We start from the raw sequence: 22,464 nt of genomic DNA, 5'->3' as shown, positions 1-22,464 counted from the left end.
TTCCATGCGGGACGTCGTAGCGCAGATGCACCGATGGTGGGGCGAGGGCGAGCCGTTCGCCCGTGCCACGGTCGTGGCGACCTGGCATTCCTCGCCACTGCCGCCCGGGACGTCCATGCTGGTCGGGCCCGATGGCGCCGCGATCGGCAGCGTCTCCGGCGGCTGCGTCGAGGGCGCCGTCTACGAACTTGCCCAGGAGGTGACCGACAGCGGCAGGCCCGCGCTGGAGCGCTACGGCGTCAGCGACGACGACGCCTTCGCGGTCGGGCTGACCTGCGGCGGAATCATCGACGTCTATGTGGAGCGGATCGACCCCGCGGGCTTCCCCGAACTGGGCGAGGTGGCCGAGGCGGTGGCCGCCGGAGAGCCGGTGGCCGAGGTGATCTGCGTGGCCGTCGACGGGCCCGACCCGGAGGGGCGGCTGGGCCGCCGGCTGGTCGTACGGCCCGAGGGCACCTCCGGATCCCTCGGCTCCGGGCGGCTGGACGCGGCCGTCGCCGAGGACGCGCGCGCACTGCTGGCCGGCGGGCGCACCGAGACCCTGGCCTACGGCTACGACGGCGTCCGCATGGACGAGGAACTCACCCTGTTCGTCTCGGTCCACGCCACCCCGCCGCGGATGCTGGTCTTCGGCGCCGTGGACTTCGCGGCGGCCATGGCCCGGATCGGCGCCTACCTCGGCTACCACGTCACCGTGTGCGACGCCCGGCCCGTCTTCGCCACCCCGCGCCGCTTCCCCGAGGCACACGAGGTGGTCACCGACTGGCCGCACCGCTATCTGCGCACCGAGGCGGAGGCGGGCCGGATCGACGAACGCACGGTGGTCTGTGTGCTCACCCACGACCCCAAGTTCGATGTGCCACTGCTGGAGGTCGCCCTGCGCCTGCCACTGGCCTACGTGGGCGCCATGGGCTCCCGCCGCACCCACGACGACCGGCTCCGCCGGCTGCGCGCCACCGGCCTCGGCGAGGAGTCGCTGGCCCGGCTCGCCTCGCCGATCGGCCTGGACCTCGGCGCCCGTACGCCGGAGGAGACCGCCGTCAGCATCGCGGCCGAGATCATCGCCGACCGCTGGGGCGGCAGCGGCACCCGGCTGACCTCCCTCAGCGGCAGCATCCACCGTCAGGAGCCGATGCGGCCCGCGGCCGGAGGCTGAGACCGGGGCACGGCTGGGGCCGGGGATCGTCACAATGGTTCCCGGCCCGAAATGGATGTAGGAGGAATCGAACCAGCCGTGGAGACCGCTCGAAGCAGCGACGACGACATAGAACCCACCGCCGCCGACGATGACGCCGTCCCCGGCGCCGTGGACGCCGCCCCCGCCCCGCCGCCGAGACCCGGCTGGCGCCGCTGGGTGATGGACACCCGGCCGCTGCGCCACCGCCCCTTCCGCCGGCTGTGGAGCTCCACCACCGTCACCGCCATCGGCAGCCAGCTCACCGCCGTCGCCGTGCCCAAGCAGATCTACGACATCACCGGCTCGTCGGCGTGGGTCGGCTACGCCAGCTTCGCCGGTCTCCTCCCGCTGGTGGTCTTCGCGCTGTGGGGCGGGGTGGTCGCCGACCGGATGGACCGGCGCACCCTGATGCTCGTCACCAACGTCGGCATCGCCGTCACCTCGCTGCTGTTCTGGGCCCAGTCCTTCGCCGGTCTGGACTCGGTGGCGCTGCTCATGGTGCTGCTCGCCGCCCAGCAGGGCTTCTTCGGTATGAACTCCCCGGCCCGCAGCGCCTCCGTCGCCCGACTCGTCCCCGCCGACGAACTGCCCGCCGCGGGCGCCCTGCAGTCCACCGTCGCCCAGACGGGCATGATCCTCGGCCCGCTGCTCGCGGGCGCCCTGATCCCCGTCCTCGGCCTGCCCGCGCTCTACCTCATCGACGCCGTGGCGCTGTGCGCCACCCTGTGGGCCGTCTGGCGGCTGCCCGCCCTGCCGCCCCTCACCGAGGGCGGTGCGGGCGGCGCGCGGCGGGCCGGATGGCGGGATGTGGCCGACGGCTTCCGGTACATCGCCGCCCACCGCATCCTGCTGATGTCCTTTCTCGCCGACATCATCGCCATGGTCTTCGGCATGCCCCGCGCGCTCTTCCCCCAGCTCGCCTCGCACACCTACGCGCCCTGGGGCGAGGGGTTCGCGCTCGGCCTGCTCTTCGCGGCGATCCCGCTCGGCGCGGTGGCCGGCGGTCTGCTGTCCGGCACCTTCTCCCGCGCCCGCCGCCACGGTCTGATGGTCATCGCCGCCGTGGTGGCCTGGGGCGTGGCCATCACCGGATTCGGGCTCAGTGTCAACCTGTGGTGGGCGGTGGCCTTCCTCGCCCTCGCGGGCGTGGCCGACATGGTCTCGATGGTCTTCCGCGGGACGATCCTCCAGGCCGCCGCCACCGACGACATGCGCGGCCGGATGCAGGGCGTGTTCACCGTGGTGGTGGCGGGCGGCCCGCGCATCGCCGATCTGCTGCACGGCACCGCGGGCTCCCTCCTCGGGGCCCGCGCGGCGGTCGCCGCGGGCGGGCTGCTGGTGGCCGTCAGCACGCTCGGGCTCGCCGTCGCGGTGCCCGCCTTCCGCCGCTACACGCCCTGACGACGCGGCCGCGCGGGCAAGCGAACGCACCACGGCCGTGCCCCCGCCGGAACCCGGGGCGGGGGCACGGCCGTCGCGGCTCTCAGGCCGTACGCTCGTCGCGGTCGCCGCCCCACAGCGTGTGGAACGAACCCTCGCGGTCCACCCGCCGGTAGGTGTGCGCGCCGAAGAAGTCCCGCTGCCCCTGGACCAGCGCCGCGGGCAGCCGCTGCGAGCGCAGCGCGTCGTAGTACGCCAGCGCCGCCGAGAAGCCCGGCGCCGGCACGCCCAGTTCGACCGAGGTGGCCACCACCCGCCGCCAGGCGTCCTGCGCGGTGCCCAGCGCCTCGGCGAAGTGGTCGTCGGTCAGCAGCGTGACGGGCTTGCGCTCCTTGGCGTACGCCTCGGTGATCCGGTTCAGGAACCGCGCCCGGATGATGCAGCCGCCCCGCCAGATCCGCGCGACCGCCCCGGGGTCGATGTCCCAGCCGTACTCCTGGCTGCCCGCCTCGATCTGGTGGATGCCCTGTGCGTACGCCACGATCTTCGAGGCGTACAGCGCCTGCTCGACATCGTCGGCGAACCGCTCCGCCGCGGCGCCCGTGAGCCCCTTGCCGGACGGCCCCGGCAGCCCCTGCGAGGCGTTCCGCAGATCCGCGTGGCCGGACAGCGAACGGGCGAACACCGCCTCGGCGATCCCGCTCACCGGCACGCCCAGGTCCAGCGCGGTCTGCACGGTCCAGCGGCCGGTGCCCTTCTGCTCGGCCTGGTCCTGCACGACGTCCACGAACGGCTTGCCGGTGGCGGCGTCGGTGTGCCCGAGCACCTCGGCGGTGATCTCGATCAGATACGACTCCAGGCGGCCGCCGTTCCAGGTGCGGAACACCTCCGCGATCTCACCCGGCGACATGCCAAGAGCCCGCCGCAGCAGGTCGTACGACTCCGCGATGAGCTGCATGTCCGCGTACTCGATGCCGTTGTGCACCATCTTCACGAAGTGGCCGGCGCCGTCCGGGCCGATGTGGGTGCAGCACGGCGTGCCGTCCACCTTGGCGGAGATGGACTCCAGCAGCGGGCCGAGCGACTTGTAGGATTCCACCGATCCACCGGGCATGATGCTGGGCCCGTTGAGCGCGCCCTCCTCGCCGCCGGAGATGCCGGTGCCCACGAAGTGCAGCCCGCGCTCGCGCAGGGACTTCTCCCGGCGCCGGGTGTCCTCGAAGTGGGCGTTGCCCCCGTCGATGATCACGTCGCCCTCTTCCAGGAGGGGTGCGAACTCCTCGATGACGGCGTCGGTGGGCGCACCCGCCTTGACCATGATGATCAGCCGCCGGGGCCGCTGCAGCGCGGCCACGAACTCCTCGGCGGTCTCGGCCGGCACGAAGTCCCCCTCGTGGCCGTGCTCCTCCATCAGCGCCTTGGTCTTGGCGAACGTGCGGTTGTGGAGAGCGACGGTGTGCCCGTGCCGGGCGAAGTTGCGGGCGAGGTTGCTCCCCATGACGGCGAGCCCGGTGACGCCGATCTGGGCCGTGGGCTGGGCGGTGGAAGGGCTGGGCATTCGGTGTTCCACTCCTGTCACGCGCATCGAAAGCTTATGCGAGGCAGCAACGCCGAGGGGAGCGAGGATCTTCCCCATCGATCAGCCGGGTATCGCCCGGCCATAGTTGCACGATGTGCGCGACGGCGGATGAGTGTCCGGGGAAAGCGGCCGGGGTGTGTCATTTTTCTCCCGCCCGGGCGCTGCACCGGATTGTGGAGTATCCATAAAAAGACAACGACTAGGCCCTGGAGCGTCGCTTGGCGCGGCGGGGTATCAGGAGCGAGACGCGGGTTCCCTCACCGGGGGTGGAACCAATGGTGAGGTGTCCGTTCAGCAGGTGGCCGCGCTCGCGCATGGCCGACAGTCCGGTACCCGTGGAGACCACCGTGCGGAGCGCGGATCGGTCGACCGGGGTGGAAGGTTGATGAGCCATTCCGCGGCCGTCGTCCCTGACCGCCACCCTGATCGCGTGATCGTCGCTGTCGAGTTCCACGAGAAGGTGGCTCGCCTGAGCGTGCTTGACCGCGTTGTTCACCGCTTCCTGCACGATGCGGTAGATGTGGGCCTGGGCTTCTGGCGACAGTTCGTCCCCGAGCCCGCTCCACTCGGCTCCGACGCGCAGTTCCGCCTCCAGCCCGAAGGTTTCCCCGGTGCGCCGGCACAGCGTCTCGAGGGCGGGCGCGAGTCCGAGCTGGTCGAGGGCGAAGGGCCGCATTTCCACGATCAGGTGCCGCAACGATGTGATCTGGTTCGCGATCAGGCCGCGCGCCTGGTTGATGGCCTCCTTCATGGCGGCAGGCTCGCCGCCGCCGGCGGCGGTGGACAGAACGATCTGAACGGCGACCAGTTCCTGAAGCGTCTCATCGTGCAACTCGCGTGCCCAGCGCCGCCGTTCTCGTTCTTCGCCGTCGCTGCGGGCCCGAGCCCGCTCCCGCGCGAGACTGCGGCGGCGCGCCACCGCGCTGCGGCCCAGCATGGCGGCGCAGCCGATCAGCAGGAGAGGCACGATGTTCAAGCCGTTGAAGAGCGGCTCTTTGGTCATGCGCACCAGTTGTGACACGGCGAGGATGAGTGCGAGCCCGCACAGGGCCGCCAGCCATGCCCGCCGGACGGCGGTGTTCAGCGCCGCCGCGATGATGAGGACAACGGCCGCGCCGAGGGAGAGCCGCATCACCCAGCGGGGCTGCTGCTGGAGGACCTCGATCGCGAAGGCGATGACGAGCAGCGCCGCACCGGCGGCCTCCATGATCGGACCGGCCTTGGCCCGCGGCGAGCTGTTCATCCCAGCAGTCCGCGCTCGCGAGCCGCGGCGATGAGTTCTGCCCGGGTCTCGGTTCTGAGCTTGTCCCGAAGCCTGGCGCGGTGAGTCTCCACCGTCCGGACCGAAACGTGGAGACGTCGCGCGATCTCCTGGTTGGTGTGGCCCAAGGCGAGCAGCGAGAGAACCTGAAGCTCGCGCGCGGTCAAAGACGCATCGCCATCGGTGCCGGGAGTGCCGGTGTCCGCGATGGCCAGTCGGGCGCCCATGGCGGGTTGGAGGTACGTGGCTCCCTTCGCGACCTGGCGAGCCGCACCGACCAGTTCTTCCGCCGCCGCTTCCTTGAGCAGATATCCGGCCGCCCCGATCCGCAGGGCCGCGCGGGCGAACGCGGGATCCTCCTGCATCGTGAGGACCAGGATCCGGGTGCCGGGGGACGCCGCGAGCAGGTCCGGTATCGAGGGCAGGCTGGATTGCCCGGCCATGGTGAGATCCAGGACCAGCACGGACGGCTGGTGCTTCGTCACGGTCTCCACGGTCTCCGGGACCGTGGAGCTCTCCGCGACGACCTCCAGGGAATCGTCCTGGGACAACAGCACTCGCATCCCCGCACGGACCACAGGATGATCGTCGGCGATCACCACGCTGAGGCGCGACACGGCATCCACTCCCTGTTCAGCGCGGTCGGCATGCACGGGAGTAAAGGTACTCGGCGGGGCCGGCCGGTCCGGGCCCCAGGGCACCGGTGGAGCGATCGGACGAACTCCGGAGCGGCGGCTGCGGGAAACCCGAAGGAAGCCTGCGGACGGACACCGAGGCCCCCACGGCGCCGGAGCACCACTATGGCTGTTCAGAGCACTCAGTCGGGCGTGAAACGCCCGCCGCGCCGACACGGACAGAAACGGTTCAGGTTCACAGATGATCGACAGGCGTACCTTCGGCAAGGCCATCGGCGCGGGGGCGGCGGGAACGGCTGCCGCATCACTGACCGGCCTGAGCAGCCCCTCGTCGGCAGCGGCCTCGTCGTCATCCGGGCCGGGCGCCGGCAGGGCGGCAACGGCGCCGGCGTCGCACACCGGCGGCGGGTCCTTCCCGGTGCTGAAGCAGGTCAAGGCCGGCGAGCTCACCATCGGCTACGCCGAAGCCGGTCCGGCCCACGGACCGGCCGTCATCCTCCTGCACGGATGGCCGTACGACATCCACAGCTACGGGGAGGTCGCGCCCCTGCTGGCGGCCCGGGGCTACCGGGTCATCGTCCCCCATCTGCGCGGCCACGGCACCACGAGCTTCCGCTCGCCCCACACCTTCCGCAACGCGCAGCAATCGGTGATCGCCCTCGACATCATCGCCCTGCTGAACGCCCTGAAGATCGAGAAGGCCGTGTTCGGCGGCTTCGACTGGGGATCCCGGACCGCCGACATCATCGCCGCACTCTGGCCGGAGCGGTGCAAGGCCCTGGTCTCCGTGACCGGTTACCTGATCACCAACCGGGAGAAGAACAAGCTGCCGCTGCCGCCGTCGGCCGAGTGGGCATGGTGGTACCAGTACTACTTCGCGACCGACCGCGGTGCGCTGGGCTTCGAGAAGTACCGACACGATTTCGCGAAGCTCATCTGGCGCACTGTCTCCCCGACGTGGCACTTCGACGACGCCACCTTCGATCGCACGGCGGCGGCGTTCGACAACCCCGACTACGTCCCCATCGTGGTGCACAACTACCGCTGGCGGCTGGGCCTGGCCAAGGGCGACCCCCGCTATGACCGGCTCGAGGCGCGCCTGGCGGCCGCGCCCGGCATCGCGGTGCCCACGATCACCCTCGACGGTGAGCTGGACCCCTTCACCCCGGCCGGTGACGGCGCCGCGTACCGGGACAAGTTCACCGGCCCCTATGACCACCGAACGCTCGAGGGCATCGGCCACAACGTGCCGCAGGAAGCGCCCGAGGCGTTCGCCGAAGCCGTCCTCGACGTCGACCGATTCTGAGGAGGATGACATGACATCCGAAATGCCCACGCCCTCCGATGCCGCCGAGACCAGGAGGCGTGCCAGGTTCGGCACGTTGCCGGAGCGCATTCGTGCGGAGCAAATGATCGAAGAAAAGCCGGCCACGGTACCGGATTCGGCGAGAGACGCGTACGACTCCGACGAATGGCTCGTTCGTACGTGCCTGTGAAAGGCGCCGCGCATACGAGGGTGCCGTCCGGATGGGGACGGCACCCTCGTATCCGTGGCCTTTCCAGCCGTTTCCCCGTGCCCGGGGGCGGTGTTATCTCGGCATCTCCGTCGCCGTGCCGTTCACCGTTCCGGTGGCACGCGTCGGGCGCTCCAGGATGCCCCGGGCGTCGGGCGGGGCCGGATCCGGCGCGCCGGCGGTCTGCTGCGGGCCCGTGGAGTCGGCGGAGCCGTTCGCGGTGCCGTTGTGCGGATGCGCCGAGCCGTTGATCTTCTCGATCGCCTGCCGGGCCTGCTCACCGGGGGAGCGGGCGGCCAGCGGGGGCGAGGTGTGGGGCGCGGTGGGCGCGGGCTGGTTCCGCTCCCGCTCCGGTTTGGCGTGGACGCCGATGGTCTGGGTCGTCCCATGGCGCAGCCGGTGGCTGACCGCCTCGTCGAGGCTCACCGGCCGCTGTGACTGGGCCGCCAGCCGGCCGGCCTCCTGGCCCAGGGCGGCGACCACTTCCCAGGGCAGATGGAGCACCAGGCGGACTTCGGCGTCGCCATCCGGCAGCGCCTGGATGGGAGGGATGAACCGGTCATTCATGGAACGGGGCCTCCGGTCTCGGTATCGGCCTGTGCGGGCGGTGCGCGTCCCCATGGGCAGGACGCACACAGAGCCATACGGAGAACCGGCCCAGCGTGTTCACCCGACCGCCGGAGGGCTGTCAGGTCTTGCTGAGCACGATCGTCACCGTCGCCAGGATCGCCGCCAGCACCAGCAGGGCGATGCCGTAGATCAGCCGCTGCGACCGCAGGAGGGGGAGGAACGCGTCGAGGGAGATCCGGCCGGCGCCGGACAGCGCGAGCCCGGCCGCGCCGACGCCGATGAGCACCGGGAATTCCATGCCGCCGAAATAGCCGAGCGGCGTGGAGGCGGCCACCGCGTTGGCCATCGTGCCCGCGACGGCCGCACCGGCGAGCGGGGTGAGCAGCCCCACGGCGAGGCCGAGGCCCCCGAAGGTCTCGGCGATTCCGGCGATCACGGCCATGGCCTTGGGCGCCGGATAGCCGAAATGCGCGAACGCCACCGCCGTCTTGTCGATGCCCAGGCCGCCCCACCAGCCCAAGAGGTGCTGTGCGCCGCGCGCGGCGACGACCAGCCCGACGCCGAGCCGGATGACCAGCAGACCGACGTCATGGGCGAGCAGCACGTGCGGCGCGGACCTGGGTGAGTGCGGGGCGGGTGCGGAGGCGTTCTCCGAGTCGTTCTCGTAGGGGGAATAAGACATGGCGCCCTCGTCTGGTCGGGCTCGGCGCGGATCGCCGAGCCGATATCCGATATGCACCTTAAGTACTCTTTATTCCACCGGGGCGCCGGGTTCAATCCGGACGCCCGTCGGCGGCGGGGCGGCCTCCGCGGGAGCCACCGGGCCGTGTCCGTGTCACCAGCGTGATGACCAGGAGCGCGGCCCCGGCCAGACAGCAGCCCCCGGCCGCCGTCAGGGCCGCGTCGGCCGTGCGAATACGCCCCGCCACCGGCCCGGCCAGCGCCATCGCCGCCGCCGGGGCCAGGAAGGCCGCCCCCGCTTCCGTGGCCGACAGCCCCCACGGCCCCTGGAGCGCCAGGGGCACGACGAACAGGACGACCACGGTCGCCGCATTGGCCGCCGCCCCGGCCGCCGTGAGAGCCACAAAGGGCCGGTTGCCGAACAGGGCGAGATCCACCAGCGGATCCGCCACCGCCCGCTCATGCCGTACGAAGACGCACCCGAGCGCGACGGCCAGCGTCAGGGCCGCCACCGAGCGGCCCGAGGACCAGCCCCACAGCGGCCCCGGTCGACCAGGACCGCGAGCGCCGCGAGCGCGCCGGTGGCCGTGACCAGCCCCGCCACGTCCACGGACGGCGGCGCGGTGGTGTCCCGCGACTCCCCGGCCCGTGCCGCGCACACCCCGGCGACCAGTGCGACCGGTACGTTCAGCCAGAACACGCCCGCCAGGACACCGCCTCGGTGAGGACCCCGCCCGCGTACGGCCCGCATACGGTGGCCACGCCCCCGATGCCCAGCGCCCGTCCCATGACCCGCGCCCGCGAACCGGGCGGGCACGCGTTCGTCAGCAGGGCGAGCCCGGCCGGCATGGCCACCGCCCCGCCCGCGCCCTGCACCACCCGCGCGGCCACCAGCACCGGGAGCGACGGGGCCAGCGCACACACCAGCGACGCGCCGCCGAACACCGCCAGGCCCGCCGCCGGCGACCGGCGGCGGCCGTACAGATCGCCGAGCCGCCCCGCACCCGCCATCAGCGAGCCGGCCGCGAGCAGATACCCGCTCACCACCCACCAGCGGCCGCCTCCCGCCGCCCCCAGGTCGCGCCCGGGAGAACGGCGATACGCCCGGGGAACGGCGATCGGTCAGCGGCGGGGCGGCAGCCGGTGCAGCTCCACGGCGGTCAGCCGCCCGCCCTCGATCGCGGCCGTCAGATACGTACAGTACGGCTGCCGGCGCCGGTCGGTGGGGGAGCCGGGGTTGAGCAGCCGCAGCCGCCCCTCGGCCGTGGTGTCCCACGGGATGTGGCTGTGGCCGAACACCAGCACATCAAGGTCGGGGAACCGCTCGGCGCAGCGCCGCTCCCGCCCCTTCGCCTGGCCGGTCTCGTGCACCACGCCCAGCCGCACACCGGCCAGTTCGGCCTGGGCCACCTCCGGCAGCCGCGCCCGCAGCTCGGGCCCGTCGTTGTTGCCGTACACCCCGATCAGCCGCCGCGAGCGCTCCTCGAGCAGATCGAGGGTGGCGAGGTCGACCCAGTCGCCCGCGTGGATCACCACATCGGCGTCCGGCAGCCGCTCCAGCAGCTCCCCGGGGAGCGCCTTGGCGCGCCGGGGGAGATGGGTGTCGGACATCAGCAGAAGGCGCACACGGACGACCGTACCGCCGCCCGTCCCTTGACGAGCACATCGGCGGAAGAAATAGTGTGCCAAGCGGCTCGATCGGGAGGCTCCCAGGGGGTGGACATGGTGGCGCGGACGGCGAAGGAGCCGGCGCGGGACCGCTATCCACGGCCGGTGGTCACGACGGCGGAGGCGGAGTGGATCTGGCGCCGGTTGTCGGTGCAGGCGATGGAGGACGGCGCGAAGCCGGAGACCGTACGGCTCGCCGTGGTGGTGGGCCTGGCGCGGGCCAGCGGCGCCCGGTACGGCGGGCTGCTGCGCTGCACCCTGTCGGCGCTGGACCTGGACTCCGGATGGGTGACCATCGAGCACGGCAAACACCGCGTCCCGCGCCGGCACGGCCTGGACCGCGGCACCGTACTGGTGCTGCGCCGCTGGCTGCGGGTGCGTCAGGAGCTCTGCGCCGAGCTGGAGGGGTCGGTGCCGGACGCGCTGCTGCTGACGGTGCACCACACCCATGACAACGGGGTGACCGTGGCCGCCGGGCTGCCGATCACCCGGCAGGGTCTGGTGCTCTCCTGGCGCCGGTTCGTCCACCGCACGAACGCCCGGTACGCCGGACGCCGCCCTCCGCTGCCCACCCGCTTCGAGCAGGTGCGCCGTGTCTGGGACACCTGAGCGCGACGGGGCGACTGGGCCTGGTGGGGCCCCTGGGCCTGGTGGGGCGGGGCGCTCAGGCCGCCCCGCCCCCACCGGCCCGGCTAGGCCGCCGGCGCCGCGGCCGCCGCGGCGACGGTGAACCGCGCCTGTGCGGTGGCGCCGTTCACGCTCACCGCGAGGGTGGCCGTTCCCGGGCGCAGCGCGGTCAGCCTGCCGGTCGCCGGATCGTACGCCGCAACATCGCGGCGCCCGGCGTCGTCCGGATCGCCGATGTGGAGGTTGGGCGAGCCGGTCCAGTCCGCGCTGAGCGGGAAGCCGACCGGCACCCGGCGGGCAGCGGTCCCCTCGCCCTGGAGGACGGTCGCGGTCACATCGGCGTCCTGCCCGGTGCGCAGTTCGGCCGGGGCGGTGACGGTCAGCCCGTCCACATGGGCGCGGGTCTGCACGGACACCCAGTCCGGGCCGCCCTGCCACGGTGCGTGGCGGGCGGCCGCCCGCTCCCGCGCCGAGACGTGGTCCACGCCGACCAGCGACCAGCCGGTGAAGCCGCCCTGGCCGGGCGGGGTGGCGGGGTTCTTGCCCGAGTTGCCGTTGATCAGGTATGGGACGCCGTCCACCCGGGAGGCGTGGAAGGTGCCGACGTGGCTGCCGATGAACCCCGCGCCCTTGCCCGTCGTGCGACGGAAGTCGGCCAGCCAGCCCTCCAGCAGCGCCGCCTCCTTGCGGTCGCCGAGCTGGCTGCCCTGCTGCGGGGTGGGGTCACGCGGCGGTACGTGCTCGATCACCATGACCGACCCGATGTCCGGGTCCTCGGCGGCCGCGTCCAACTGGGCGCGCAACTCCTTGATCTGGTCGAAGCCACCGGCGCGCAGCCCCAGACGTGAGGTGTCCAGGGTGAGGAAGCGGGTGCCCCGGTGGTCGAACGTGCGGTGGGCGGGCCCGAATTCGGCGGTGAAGTTGTCGATGGAGCCGCCCATCACCTCGTGGTTGCCCGGTACGTAAGTCCAGGGCAGCTCATCGCCCAGCTCCTCCTTCAGCACGGTGCGGGCGAAGGACAGGTCGGCGGGCGAGCCCTCGTCCACCAAGTCGCCGTTGATCACCAGGAAGTCGGGCTTGGCCGCCTTGATCTCGCGCAGGGTGCGGCGGGCCTGGGCGACGATCGGGCTGTCCGGATCGCGGGCCACGAACTGCGCGTCGGACATCACCGCGAACCGCCAGTCGCGTCCCCGCGTCCGGGCGGCGGTGGAGACGAGCGGATCGGGGCGCGCGCTCTCCGTGGGCAGTTCGACGGAGGGCGGCACCCGCGCGGTGAGGTCGTCGATGACCACGCTGCCGGTGTACTGGCGGGTGGCGGAGGTCTCGGCGAGGTAGAAGCGGTTGGCCTTCAGCGGATAGGCGACCCCGGCCGGTACGGCGAAGTCGACATGTCGCCATCCGGTCCAGGTGACATACGGCCCGCGGAGCAACTGGTCGGAGCCCGCCGCGTCCTTGAGGTGCAGGGTGGGCCAGGCCCCCTTGCCATCGCCCTTGATCCACAGCCCGAAGGACTGCGGCTGTCCGTCCACCGCGATCTGCTGGGGCGGGGTGACATAGGCGGCGCGGGTGGCCGTGGACTGGGTGAAGTCGTAGTCCAGCTTGAGCCCGGTGCCGGTGTGGCCGTCGGGCGTGGCCTCGGCCGAACCGGAGGCGCGGGCCTGGCTGAAGGTCCAGCGGTCGGCGTCGTCGAAGGCCGCCTCCGGCCGCTCGGTCAGGCCGACGGTGACGGCGAGCACCGTGGTGGTGCCGTCGACGGCGACCTTGACCTGCCCCGCGGCCTGGTCGTGGCGCGCCGTGACGGCGAAGGTGCCGGTCCGGGGGTCCGGGGCGATGTCGAACAGCGCGTGGTCGTACGACAGTCGCACATCGGACGGTTCGATGGGGGCGCTGGTGCCGTGCGCGTCCAGGCCGACGACGCCGAACCGGCCCGTGGCCTCGGCGTCGGCCAGGCCGACCAGTCGGCTGGTGGGCTGGATCCGGTCCAGCCGGTCCAGGACGGTGAGGCCGAGGTCGCCATGGGCGGCGCCGCGCCGGGCGGTGACGGTGGTGTCGCCGCCGTGGCGGGCGGTGAAGGTGCCGTCGGCATCGACCCGGCCGATGTGGGTGTCGGCCGTCCGCCACTGCGGCGCGCCCTCGGCGGGGCCGTACGTCTCGTCGTAACCGGCGGCGGTGAGGCGGCGGGTGAGCCCGGGGAAGACCCGCTCGGGGTGGCCGCCCCGGACCGGATCGGCGGTGGGCGCGGAGGCGCGGTCCATCGCGGTGTCCACCCAGAAGCCCTTGAGGCGGCCGCTGCCGTCTGGGGCGGTGAGGGCCAGGCCGTTGGGGACGGTGCGCTCGGCCCCGTCGGACGGGCTGTTCTCGACCCGGGTGGTGTCGCTGCCGGGTTCGCGGGCGACGAGCGTGGAGGAGCCGCCGCCGTCGAGGTTGAGCGCGCTGTAGGCGCCCGCGTCCTTCATCATCAGGCCCAGCTCGGTGAGGGTGACGCCGCCGCTGTCGGCCTGCCGCCCGTCCACGGTGAGGATCCGCATGGTGCGGCCGTCGCGGGAGAAGCCGACCGCGGTGCGCGGCGCCGTGGCGTTGTTGCCCTCGCCCTCGTGGCCGACCGCCTTGCCGTCCACGACCAGCAGCTCGCGGCCGCCGAGGGCGGTGCGGGGCAGGTCGCCGCCGTCGGTGCGGGGCCGGTACTCCATCGACACCGCGTCGCCGACGGCCAGTTCGGACAGCGTGTCGGCCCCGGCGTCCCGGCCGACCAGCACGGTGGCGTCGGCCGGGATCGGGCCCTTGCCGGGCGCGCCGGCCGCCTGGGTGACCTTGCCGTCCACGACCGTGACCTCGGCGGTGCGCCGTGCGCCGTCCACGGTCTGGGCGCGGTCCGCCTCGCCCCACTGGGCGGTGTACGCCCCGATCCCGGTGGCCGGGACGTTGGCGGCGTTGAGCGCCGCGAGGGGGTGGGGGCCGTCGGGGAGGGTCAGGGTGCCGTCGAAGTAGAGCTGGAGGACGCGGCCGGCGTCGGCGGGGCCGATGCCGACGGCTCGGGCGGGCCCGGCCGCGGAGGCGGAGTTGACGAGGCGGCCGTCGCCGATGCCGTTCCCCTCGGGGGCGCCGGTCTGGTTGATGTCGAAGAAGTCACCGTTGATGGCCGCGACCGTGCGGCGCCCCGGCCCGGGGTCGTGCTCGGCGGCCAGTTGGGAGACGGTCCGGCGCCCCGCGACCTTGTCGGGGTGGAGATAGTCGACCTTGGTGCCGCCGGCCAGGTCCACCGACAGCGAGTCCACTCGCAGCCATTTGTCCGACTCCAGCCGGTCGTACGAGGTCAGCCGCACCCCGGGGGCGACCGGCCGGGAGGAGCGGGCGGTCTGCACCCCGTCGCCGTCGGCCACGGACCGGGTGCCGGTCGCACCGCTGGCGGCCGGGGGCGCGACCGGACGCAGCATCTCCGAGGACGACCTGGGAGCGGGTTCGGGCGCCGGGGCGGGGGTGTTGTCGGCGGTGGCCTGGCCGGCGGCGCCCAGTACGAGGGCGGACACCGCGGCCAGGGCCGCCAGTGGTCTGGAACACGCGACAGGGGGCACGGCAACTCCATGGAGCCGGGGGGCACGCGTGGTTCACACGCACAGCGCCCCAGCATCGCCCCGGAGTTGACCGGGCACCAGAAGGCGTCGGCGACGACACGGGAAACAAATGACCAAGTCGGTGCGGACCGTGATCGCTGACGCGGGGTGGGGTCAGTCCCCGGTCACACCGTCGAGATAGACCCAGGCGCCCTCGTGGCGTACGAAGCGGCTGTTCTCGTGGAGCGAGCCCGCGCGGCCGCCCTGGGTGTAGTGGGCGCGGAACTCGACGGTGCCGGTGGTGTGGAACGCGCTGCCCCCGGTGGTGCCCAGGATCTCCAGGCGCACCCAGCGCAGCCCCGGGTCGAGGTCCGCGCCGGGCGGCCGGGTGGTGGGGTGCCGGCTGCGCAGCAGATACGCCTGGTCCCCGACGGCGAAGGCGCTGTAGCGCGAGCGCATCAGCTGTTCGGCGGTGGTCGCCGGGGCCTGGCCGCGGTGCAGTCGCCCGCAGCAGTCGTCATAGGCCGCGGGCAGCCCGCAGGGGCAGGTGGCCGGGGTGGCGCTGGTCTGCTGCGGGCGTCGGGTACGTCGGGACATGATCCCCATTTTGACGGGTGGGACGGACGGGTTGCCGCCGTGCCACGGCTGCTCAGGTCGCTGGGGCTCTGCCCCGGCTCGCGGCCCGAGCGGCTCAGGGCTCGATGACGACCTTCAGTTGTGCCGGGTCGGTGAGCGCCGTCTGGAGCGCGTCCGCCGAACGTTCCAGCGGGAAGCGCGCGGTGATCAGCGACTCCAGGGCGACCCGTCCGGTGGCGGCCAGGGACACCGCCGCGGGGAACTCCCCGGCGTAGCGGAAGGCGGTGACCAGGCTGAGCTCCTGGCGCTGCATCCAGGCCAGCGGGAGCGTGGTCCGGGGCTGGGGCGGGTTGCCGACGGCGACCAGGGTGCCGCCGGGGCGTACCGCGTGCGCGGCGGCGGCGAGGGCGGCCTCGATGCCGGAGCAGTCGAGTGCGATGTCGAACAGCGGCTCCTGGGGCAGCGGTTCACGGGAGGTGTCCAGGATCCGGTCGGCGCCCAGGCGGTGGGCGTGGGCGAGCCGGCCGGGGTTGATGTCGGTCACCACGGTCTCGCCCGCCCCCACCGCGCGGGCGGCCTGCAGGACCAGCAGGCCGATCGGCCCGGCGCCGGTGACCAGCACCCGGTCCCCGGCCGCGACGCCGCCGCGGCGCACCGCGTGCAGGGCCACCGCGAGGGGTTCGACGAGCGCCCCGGAGGCGAGGGGGAAGCCGTCGGGGAGGGGATGGGCGAACTCCGCCGGCACGGCCAGGTGTCCGGTCAGGGCGCCGTGAGTGGGCGGGGAGCCGAAGCAGCGGCCGTGCGGGCACTGGTTGTAGCGGCCCGCGCGGCAGGCGCGGCAGCGTCCGCAGGGGATGGCGGGCTCGATCGCGACCCGGGTGCCCGCGGGCAGCGGGCCGTCGCCCGCCACGACCGTTCCGGCCGCCTCGTGGCCGAGCGCGGTGGGGGAGCGGAGCACATTGGGGCCGTTCTCGCCGTGGGCGTAGTAGTGCAGGTCGGAGCCGCACAGCCCGACCGCGCCGATCTCCACGAGGACCTCGCCGGGGGCGGGCTGGGGAATCGGGTGCCGCTCGATGCGCACCTCCTTCGGGCCGTGCAGGATCGCGGCGGTGGCGTCGTTCATCGGGGTGGTTCTCCAGGTACGTGACGGATGTGCGGAGGGGGCTCAGGCGGCGGTCAGCCGCAGCGGTTCGACGCGCTTGATGACCAGGCCGTAGGTGAGGGCGCCGACGACGCACAGCGCGCCGGACAGCATCAGCGGGGCGACGAAGGAGTGGTGGAAGAAGCCCAGCAGCAGACCGGTGGTGGTCGAGCCGAGCACTCCGGCGAGGTTGGAGGCGAAGTTCTGGATGCCGCCGAGCGAGGCGACATGGCGCGGGGTGGGTGCGACGTCGGCGGGCAGGCTGGCCACCGAAGCGGCGGAGAAGGCCAGGCTGGCATAGCTGACGGAGAGCAGGGCCAGGGCCCACATGGCGCTGGGGACGAGCACGGCGAAGGCGATGACGGAGGAGAAGAGCATCCCGCACACCAGGCAGGTCTTGCGGGCCCGGGACACCGACCAGCCGCGGCGCAGCAGGGTGTCGCTGGTCCAGCCGCCGAGCAGGCTGCCGCCGATGGCGACGATGCCGGGCAGGGCGCCGTAGAAGCCCAGTTTGAGCAGGTCGAAGCCGCGGGCGTCGACGAGGTAGCTGGGGAACCAGGTGATGAAGAAGTAGATGACGTAGTTGAGGCAGAAGAAGCCGATCATCATGCCCCAGACCGTGCGGTGGCGGAACAGGTCGCGCCAGCGGACGGCGGGCTCCTCCGGGGCCGCCTTCTCCTCGGCGGGGTTCTCCTCGAGCCGGGCGCCGCCCGCCATGACGTAGGCGCGCTCCTCGGCGCTGAGCCCGCCGCGCGCCGAGGGCTCGCGGTACGCCTTGAGCCACAGCGCCACCCACAGCAGGGCCACGGCTCCGGTGACCCAGAACGCCATCCGCCAGCCCTGCCAGGCGATCAGCGCGGTGACGACGGGGGCGGCGACGGCGGTGCCGGCGCGGGCGCCGTTGTCCCAGACGCTGTTGGCCAGGGCCCGTTCGCGGACCGGGAACCAGCGGGAGACGGACTTGGCGCACGAGGGGTACGCGGGGGCCTCGCCCGCGCCGAGGGCGAGGCGGGCGAAGAGCAGGCTGCCGATGCCCCGGACGAATCCGGTGCCCACGGTGACCAGTGACCAGATCAGCCCGCCGATGGCGAACATGCGCTTCTCGCCGTAGCGGTCGATCAGCGCCCCGGCGGGCAGTTGGCCCAGCGCGTAGGTCACGAAGAACATGCTGAGGATGACGCCCTGCCACTCGGGGCCGATGTGCAGGTCATCGGTCATATAGGGCAGGGAGATGGAGATCGTGGCGCGGTCGACGTAGTTGACGGTCATGCCCAGGAAGCAGAGGAAGACCATCAGCCAGCGGGTGTTGTGGCGCAGCCCGCGGGGGCGCGGTGGCGCAGGGCTGGCCTCGTCCTGGGATGGGGAGGGCTGCTCGGTGGCGGGGACGGCTCTGGGGGTCTTCAAGGCGGCTCTCCTTTGAAGGGTGGTGCGTGGGGTCAGCGCGGTGGCGGGGCGCCGGGGTTCAGCTCCGCCCGTACGGAGGCGACGAGGGCGGTGTCGTCCGCGAGGTCCTCGGCGCCCAGCAGCCGCAGCAGCCGGCGCGGGGCCTCGGTGTGCGGGCCGTCCCAGGCACGGCGCAGCTCCTCGGCCCGGGGATCGTCCAGGGGGCGGTCGCGGGTGAGGCGGGCCCAGGCGGCGAGGGCGCCGGCCAGGAGCGGGGTGTCCCGTCCGGCGGCGCGCAGTTCGCGCAGCGGGGCGAGCCACCGTTCGGGGATCTTCTGGGATCCGTCCATGGCGATCTGCTGGATGCGGTGGTGCATGGCGGGGTTGGCGAAGCGGTCCACCAGGCTGTCGATGTAGGCGGGGAGGTCGAGACCCTCGGTGGGCGGCAGGCTCTGCGCGGCCTCGGCGCAGTAGGCGCGTACGGTCTCCTCGCCCCAGGGGGTGGCCAGGACGTCGGCGACGGTCTCGCATCCGTCCGCGAGGCCGAGGTACGCGATGAGCGAGTGGGAGCCGTTGAGCAGCCGGAGCTTGGCGAGCTGGTAGGGGCTCACATCGGGGACGAAGCGCACCCCCGCCGCCTCCCAGTGCGGGCGGTCGGTGGCGAAGATGTCCTGGAGCACCCACTGGGTGAACGGTTCGCCGGTGACCGCGCCCGCGTCGTCCACGGTCAGGGCGCGGGCGGCGGTCCGCCGGTCGGTGTCGGTGGTGGCGGGGACGATGCGGTCGACGACGGTGGCGGGGAAGGCGACCGAGCCGGTGATCCAGTCCAGCAGGCGGTCGCGGTCGTCCCATGCGGTGGCGGTGATGAACTCCCGTACCAGGCGCCGCAGCACGGCGCCGTTGTCGGCCATGTTGTCGCAGGAGACCAGCGACACCGGGGCGCCGCCGGCCCGCAGCCGGGCGCGCAGCCCGGCGGCGAGCTGCCCGGCCACGCTCGCGGGGGCGGGCCGGCCCGCCAGGTCGCCCCGGATCAGCGGGTCGTCCAGGGCGAGTCCGCCGGTGGCGGCGGCGCGCCGGTAGCCCTTCTCGGTGACGGTGAGGGTGACGACGGTGACCTCGGGGGAGGCGAGGAGCGCGCCGAGCCGGGCGGCGTCGTCGGTGGCGTGCAGCACCTCGGTCACGGTGCCGACCACGCGGGTGGCCGGGCCGTCGGGGCGCCGCTCGGTGAACGAGTACAGCCCGTCCTGTGGGCGCAGCGCGTCCACGACGGACCGGCTGCGCTGGGTGACACCGGCGATGCCCCAGCCGCCGCCGTGCGCGGCCTCGGCGCCTTCGGTGTAGAGGGCCTGGTGGGCGCGGTGGAAGGCGCCGATGCCCAGGTGCACGATCCGGGGGCGCAGCGTCCGCGGGTCGACGCGCGGGCGGCTCTCGGCGGGGACGTGGGGCAGGGTGGCAAGCGACAGGCGCCGCGCGGAGTCGGCGCTCACCAGTCGTGCACCGACCCGTCGGTACGGCGGCTCACCGGGAGGTACTTCGGGTCGTACGGGAAGCGGGCGGCCGCCTCCTCGTCGAGCTCGATGCCGAGGCCGGGCACGGCCTGGGGGTGCAGCGCGCCGTCGATCAGCTCGTAGCTGGGCCGGAACACCTCGTGGGTGAGCGGGTCGTGCGCCATGTACTCCTGGATGCCGAAGTTGGGCACGGTGACATCGAGGTGGACGGCCGCGGACATGCTCACCGGGGACAGGTCGGTGGCGCCGTGCGAACCGGTGCGGACCTGGTACAGCTCGGCGAGGTGGAAGATCCGCCGCAGATGGGTGATGCCGCCGGCGTGCACGACCGAGGCGCGGATGTAGTCGATGAGCCGCTCGGTGATGAGCTGCTGGCAGTCCCAGATGGAGTTGAAGACCTCGCCGACCGCTATCGGGGTGGTGGTGGACTGGCGGATCTGGCGGAAGGACTCCTGGAGCTCGGCGGGGGTGGGGTCCTCCATCCAGAACAGCCGCACCTCCTCCAGGCTGCGGCCGAGCCGCCCCGCCTCGGTGGGGGTGAGCCGGTGGTGGACGTCGTGCAGCAGGTGGAAGTCGAAGCCGAACCGCTCGCGGACCGCCTCCAGGTAGCGCGGTGCGAAGTCCAGGTACGCCTCGGTGGACCACGGCTGCTCCTCGGGCAGCGCGCCGGTGGCGGGCTCGTAGACGGTGGCGACCGTGCCGTGGCGGATGCCGTAGGTGCCCGGTGAGCCGGGGACGGCGGCCTGGGCGCGGATCGCGCGGTAGCCCATCTCCTGGAAGCGGGCCACGTCGTCCAGCAGCTCGGGGATGTCGCCGCCGCTGGCGTGGCCGTAGACGAGGACGCCCTCGCGGGCCTTGCCGCCCAGCAGCTCGTACACCGGAAGGCCCGCGACCTTGCCCTTGATGTCCCACAGCGCGGTGTCCACGGCCGAGATGGCGGTCATGGTCACCGGGCCGCGGCGCCAGTAGGCCCCCTTGTAGAGATAGTGCCAGGTGTCCTCGATACGGGCGGGGTCGCGCCCGATCAGCAGCGGTACGAGGTGGTCCTCCAGATAGGAGGCGACCGCGAGTTCGCGGCCGTTCAGGGTCGCGTCACCGAGACCGGTCACGCCGTCGGAGGTGGTCACCTTCAGGGTCACGAAATTGCGACCCGGCGAGGTGACGATGACCTTGGCCTCCGTGATCGTGGCCATGCGTGGGTGCTCCTCACTGAGCGGGCTCCCGGGGTGGAGCCCGGGCTGTCGGTCGGCTACCATACAAGTACGTCAGCAAGCGGAGTCAAGGGTTCGGAAGGGGTCGGATGGGACCGGCGGAGGGATTGCACGCGGCACGCTCCCGGGGGCGGAACACCCGGCAGCTGGTCCATGAGGTGCTGCGTTCGCGCATCGTCGGCCTGGAGCTGGAGCCCGGCTCCGCCGTCTCGGAGAACGACCTGGCGGCCGAGCTCGGGGTGAGCCGCACCCCGGTCCGCGAGTCCCTGATCCTGCTCGCCGACGAGGGGCTGGTGGACATCTATCCCCAGATGGGCACGTTCGTCTCGCGCATCCGGGAGCGCGATGTGGCCTCCGCCCAGTTCATCCGGGAGGCGCTGGAATGTGCCGCGCTGCGGGAGGCCGTGGAGAAGGCCACCGCGCGGGACGTGGCGGAGCTGCGGGTGCTGCTCACCGCGCAGGAGGAGGCCGACCGCCAGTCCGACATGGAGGGCTTCTTCCAGCTGGACGAGGAGTTCCACGCCCGGCTGATGGCGGTGAGCGGACACGCCTCGGCCTGGCCGGTCGTCAGCCAGGCCAAGGCCCAGCTGGACCGGGCCCGCAGGCTGTCACTGCCGATGACCCAGCAGATGTCCCTGCTCATCGGCCAGCACCGGGAGGTGGTCGACCTGCTGGAGGCGGGCGATCTGGACCGCGCCGACGAGTCGCTCCGCTCCCATCTGCGGCTGGTCTTCAGCGATGTGGAGAAGATCCGCGTCAGGCACCCCGAGCTCTTCAGCGACGAGGACGCGCCCTTGCGGCCCCGCCGCGACAGCGCCCGGCGCACCGCCGCCCGGGGGGACCGCTAGCGGCGGCCCCCCGGGCATCCTCAGATGGCGTCCCACTCCACCGCGTCGTACGCCGCGCCCACCCGCCGCATCAGCTCCGCGTCGACCGCGTACTCGACCTCGTCGATCCGCCGCACCGGTGCGAATCCCTGCGAGTTGGTGAGGAACGCCGACCGGTAGGAGGAGAGGTCGGCGAGGGTGACGCGGCGGCGGGCCGAGGGCAGGCGCGGGGCGAGCAGGGCCATGGTGATGCCGAGCAGCGAGGGGGCGTCCGGCCAGATCACGGACGCGCCGTCCCAGAAGGCGATATTGGTGATCGCGCCCTCGGCCACCACGCCCTGGGGGTCAGCCAGGAGGGCCTCGTCGTGCCCGGCGCGGTGCGCGGCGGTGAGGTAGTGGTGCTGCCCGAAGCCGCCCAGGTGCTTGATGTGGGGGATTTCGCGGACGTAGGGGACCGACATCACGGACTTCGGCTCCGTGGCCATCGTCTGCGGGGGACGCACCGTGACCATCAAAGTGGCCCGCTCGTCGCCCTCGGGCCAGTAGACATACACCCGCAGCGAGGCGTCGCGGACGCCGGCGGCCTCCAGGGCGTGCCGGATGTCCGCGCGTACGCGCGCGTCGTCGAGGTCGCCGCCGAACAGTTCCCGGGTCGCCGAGCGCAGCCGCTCGAGATGGAGGCCGAGGCCGCGGACCCGGGCGTCCCTGATCTGCATGGCCGTGAAGTGGCCGTAGCTGGTGAGCGCGGGCAGCCGCAGGGCGTCCGCGGTGGCGGGCGATCCGTTGATCTCGATGTAGCTCATCCGTCCACGTCCCCGGGCTCCCGGCGGTGGGTCAGCACATTGATCACCCGGCCGTTGGGGTCGCGGACGAAGAAGCGGCGGACGCCCCACTCCTCGTCCCGCAGGGGGTGGACGATCTCGGCGCCGCTGTCGCGCATCGCCGCGTAGGCCGCGTCCACGTCGTCCACCTCGATGCTCAGATCGGGGACCACCGGCCCGGTTTTGTCGTCGGTCATCACGCCGATCTGGGCCGTGGGGTTGGTGGGGGCGGCGAGGGTCATGACCCAGCCGAGGTTCATCACCTCCTCGAGGCCCAGGAGACCGTAGAACTCCCGGTTCTCGCGCATCGCTTCGGACCGGACGTTGGGTACGACACGGCGGACGGTCATCGTG

At 72.9% G+C, this 22,464-nt stretch carries 23 protein-coding genes; 6 read left to right on the top strand and 17 right to left on the bottom strand.

What is annotated here, in order from left to right:
• Window positions 1–4 precede the first annotated feature (4 nt).
• Together ACZ6TD_RS05755 and ACZ6TD_RS05750 are read left to right on the top strand one after the other, a co-directional pair.
• A complete protein-coding gene (locus ACZ6TD_RS05755; RefSeq protein WP_471351325.1) occupies window positions 5–1,156 on the top strand; it encodes an XdhC family protein in 1,152 nt (383 codons plus the stop codon).
• Between the two features lie 78 nt (window positions 1,157–1,234).
• Window positions 1,235–2,578: an MFS transporter gene (locus tag ACZ6TD_RS05750; RefSeq protein ID WP_471351323.1), complete on the top strand. Its 1,344-nt coding sequence runs from the start codon at window positions 1,235–1,237 to the stop codon at window positions 2,576–2,578.
• An 82-nt stretch (window positions 2,579–2,660) separates the two neighbouring features.
• On the opposite strand, the gene gndA is transcribed toward ACZ6TD_RS05750, so the two are convergent.
• The 3 genes from gndA to ACZ6TD_RS05735 all read right to left on the bottom strand — a co-directional run bounded on the left by gndA (window position 2,661) and on the right by ACZ6TD_RS05735 (window position 6,014).
• Window positions 2,661–4,115 (bottom strand): NADP-dependent phosphogluconate dehydrogenase, encoded by a 1,455-nt coding sequence (gene gndA / locus ACZ6TD_RS05745; RefSeq protein WP_471351322.1) that lies wholly within the window; start codon window positions 4,113–4,115, stop codon window positions 2,661–2,663.
• Window positions 4,116–4,335: 220 nt separating this feature from the next.
• Entirely contained in the window at window positions 4,336–5,379 is a 1,044-nt protein-coding gene (locus tag ACZ6TD_RS05740) for a sensor histidine kinase (protein ID WP_471351321.1), read from the bottom strand.
• Window positions 5,376–6,014, bottom strand: coding sequence for a response regulator (locus tag ACZ6TD_RS05735; RefSeq protein WP_471351319.1), 639 nt, complete (start codon window positions 6,012–6,014; stop codon window positions 5,376–5,378). Before ACZ6TD_RS05735 ends, ACZ6TD_RS05740 begins: the two co-directional genes overlap by 4 nt.
• 259 nt (window positions 6,015–6,273) lie before the next feature.
• Between ACZ6TD_RS05735 and ACZ6TD_RS05730 the strand changes: the two genes are divergently transcribed.
• On the top strand, window positions 6,274–7,338 hold the full coding sequence (locus ACZ6TD_RS05730; RefSeq protein WP_471351318.1) for an alpha/beta fold hydrolase: 1,065 nt from the start codon (window positions 6,274–6,276) through the stop codon (window positions 7,336–7,338).
• 10 nt (window positions 7,339–7,348) lie between these two features.
• Complete coding sequence (locus ACZ6TD_RS05725; RefSeq protein ID WP_471351317.1) at window positions 7,349–7,528, top strand: hypothetical protein; 180 nt, start codon at window positions 7,349–7,351, stop codon at window positions 7,526–7,528.
• Between the two features lie 93 nt (window positions 7,529–7,621).
• On the opposite strand, the gene ACZ6TD_RS05720 is transcribed toward ACZ6TD_RS05725, so the two are convergent.
• From ACZ6TD_RS05720 to ACZ6TD_RS05695, 6 genes are all read right to left on the bottom strand, one after another.
• Window positions 7,622–8,113 (bottom strand): hypothetical protein, encoded by a 492-nt coding sequence (locus ACZ6TD_RS05720; RefSeq protein WP_471351315.1) that lies wholly within the window; start codon window positions 8,111–8,113, stop codon window positions 7,622–7,624.
• A gap of 121 nt (window positions 8,114–8,234) precedes the next feature.
• Window positions 8,235–8,798, bottom strand: coding sequence for a DoxX family protein (locus tag ACZ6TD_RS05715; RefSeq protein ID WP_471351313.1), 564 nt, complete (start codon window positions 8,796–8,798; stop codon window positions 8,235–8,237).
• A gap of 91 nt (window positions 8,799–8,889) precedes the next feature.
• Entirely contained in the window at window positions 8,890–9,309 is a 420-nt protein-coding gene (locus ACZ6TD_RS05710) for a hypothetical protein (protein ID WP_471351312.1), read from the bottom strand.
• Entirely contained in the window at window positions 9,297–9,497 is a 201-nt protein-coding gene (locus tag ACZ6TD_RS05705; protein ID WP_471351310.1) for a hypothetical protein, read from the bottom strand. Before ACZ6TD_RS05705 ends, ACZ6TD_RS05710 begins: the two co-directional genes overlap by 13 nt.
• Window positions 9,485–9,841, bottom strand: a complete 357-nt coding sequence (locus ACZ6TD_RS05700; protein ID WP_471351309.1) for an MFS transporter — start codon at window positions 9,839–9,841, stop codon at window positions 9,485–9,487. The genes ACZ6TD_RS05705 and ACZ6TD_RS05700 overlap by 13 nt, the downstream gene beginning before the upstream one ends.
• A 78-nt stretch (window positions 9,842–9,919) precedes the next feature.
• A complete protein-coding gene (locus ACZ6TD_RS05695; RefSeq protein WP_471351307.1) occupies window positions 9,920–10,423 on the bottom strand; it encodes a metallophosphoesterase family protein in 504 nt (167 codons plus the stop codon).
• Between the two features lie 96 nt (window positions 10,424–10,519).
• On the opposite strand from ACZ6TD_RS05695, the gene ACZ6TD_RS05690 reads away from it, so the two are divergent.
• Window positions 10,520–11,074, top strand: coding sequence for a tyrosine-type recombinase/integrase (locus ACZ6TD_RS05690; protein ID WP_471351306.1), 555 nt, complete (start codon window positions 10,520–10,522; stop codon window positions 11,072–11,074).
• A gap of 83 nt (window positions 11,075–11,157) precedes the next feature.
• On the opposite strand, the gene ACZ6TD_RS05685 is transcribed toward ACZ6TD_RS05690, so the two are convergent.
• From ACZ6TD_RS05685 to manD, 6 genes are all read right to left on the bottom strand, one after another.
• Window positions 11,158–14,664: a phosphodiester glycosidase family protein gene (locus tag ACZ6TD_RS05685; protein WP_471351305.1), complete on the bottom strand. Its 3,507-nt coding sequence runs from the start codon at window positions 14,662–14,664 to the stop codon at window positions 11,158–11,160.
• Window positions 14,665–14,817: 153 nt separating this feature from the next.
• Complete coding sequence (locus ACZ6TD_RS05680) at window positions 14,818–15,240, bottom strand: YchJ family protein (protein ID WP_471351303.1); 423 nt, start codon at window positions 15,238–15,240, stop codon at window positions 14,818–14,820.
• 94 nt (window positions 15,241–15,334) lie between these two features.
• Window positions 15,335–16,342: an NAD(P)-dependent alcohol dehydrogenase gene (locus ACZ6TD_RS05675; RefSeq protein ID WP_471351302.1), complete on the bottom strand. Its 1,008-nt coding sequence runs from the start codon at window positions 16,340–16,342 to the stop codon at window positions 15,335–15,337.
• 42 nt (window positions 16,343–16,384) lie between these two features.
• Entirely contained in the window at window positions 16,385–17,764 is a 1,380-nt protein-coding gene (locus ACZ6TD_RS05670; RefSeq protein WP_471351301.1) for an MFS transporter, read from the bottom strand.
• Between the two features lie 32 nt (window positions 17,765–17,796).
• On the bottom strand, window positions 17,797–19,230 hold the full coding sequence (locus ACZ6TD_RS05665; protein WP_471351299.1) for a mannitol dehydrogenase family protein: 1,434 nt from the start codon (window positions 19,228–19,230) through the stop codon (window positions 17,797–17,799).
• Window positions 19,227–20,444, bottom strand: a complete 1,218-nt coding sequence (gene manD / locus ACZ6TD_RS05660) for a D-mannonate dehydratase ManD (RefSeq protein WP_471351298.1) — start codon at window positions 20,442–20,444, stop codon at window positions 19,227–19,229. The genes ACZ6TD_RS05665 and manD overlap by 4 nt, the downstream gene beginning before the upstream one ends.
• Window positions 20,445–20,551: 107 nt before the next feature.
• Between manD and ACZ6TD_RS05655 the strand changes: the two genes are divergently transcribed.
• On the top strand, window positions 20,552–21,310 hold the full coding sequence (locus ACZ6TD_RS05655) for a GntR family transcriptional regulator (protein ID WP_471351296.1): 759 nt from the start codon (window positions 20,552–20,554) through the stop codon (window positions 21,308–21,310).
• 20 nt (window positions 21,311–21,330) lie between these two features.
• Here the strand turns inward: ACZ6TD_RS05655 and ACZ6TD_RS05650 are convergent, their stop codons facing one another.
• Complete coding sequence (locus ACZ6TD_RS05650; protein ID WP_471351294.1) at window positions 21,331–22,092, bottom strand: aminotransferase class IV; 762 nt, start codon at window positions 22,090–22,092, stop codon at window positions 21,331–21,333.
• Window positions 22,089–22,460, bottom strand: coding sequence for a VOC family protein (locus ACZ6TD_RS05645; RefSeq protein ID WP_471351292.1), 372 nt, complete (start codon window positions 22,458–22,460; stop codon window positions 22,089–22,091). Before ACZ6TD_RS05645 ends, ACZ6TD_RS05650 begins: the two co-directional genes overlap by 4 nt.
• Window positions 22,461–22,464 lie beyond the last annotated feature (4 nt).

The organism is Streptomyces yongxingensis (genome assembly GCF_055597465.1).
This window is presented reverse-complemented; position numbering and strand designations above follow the sequence as displayed.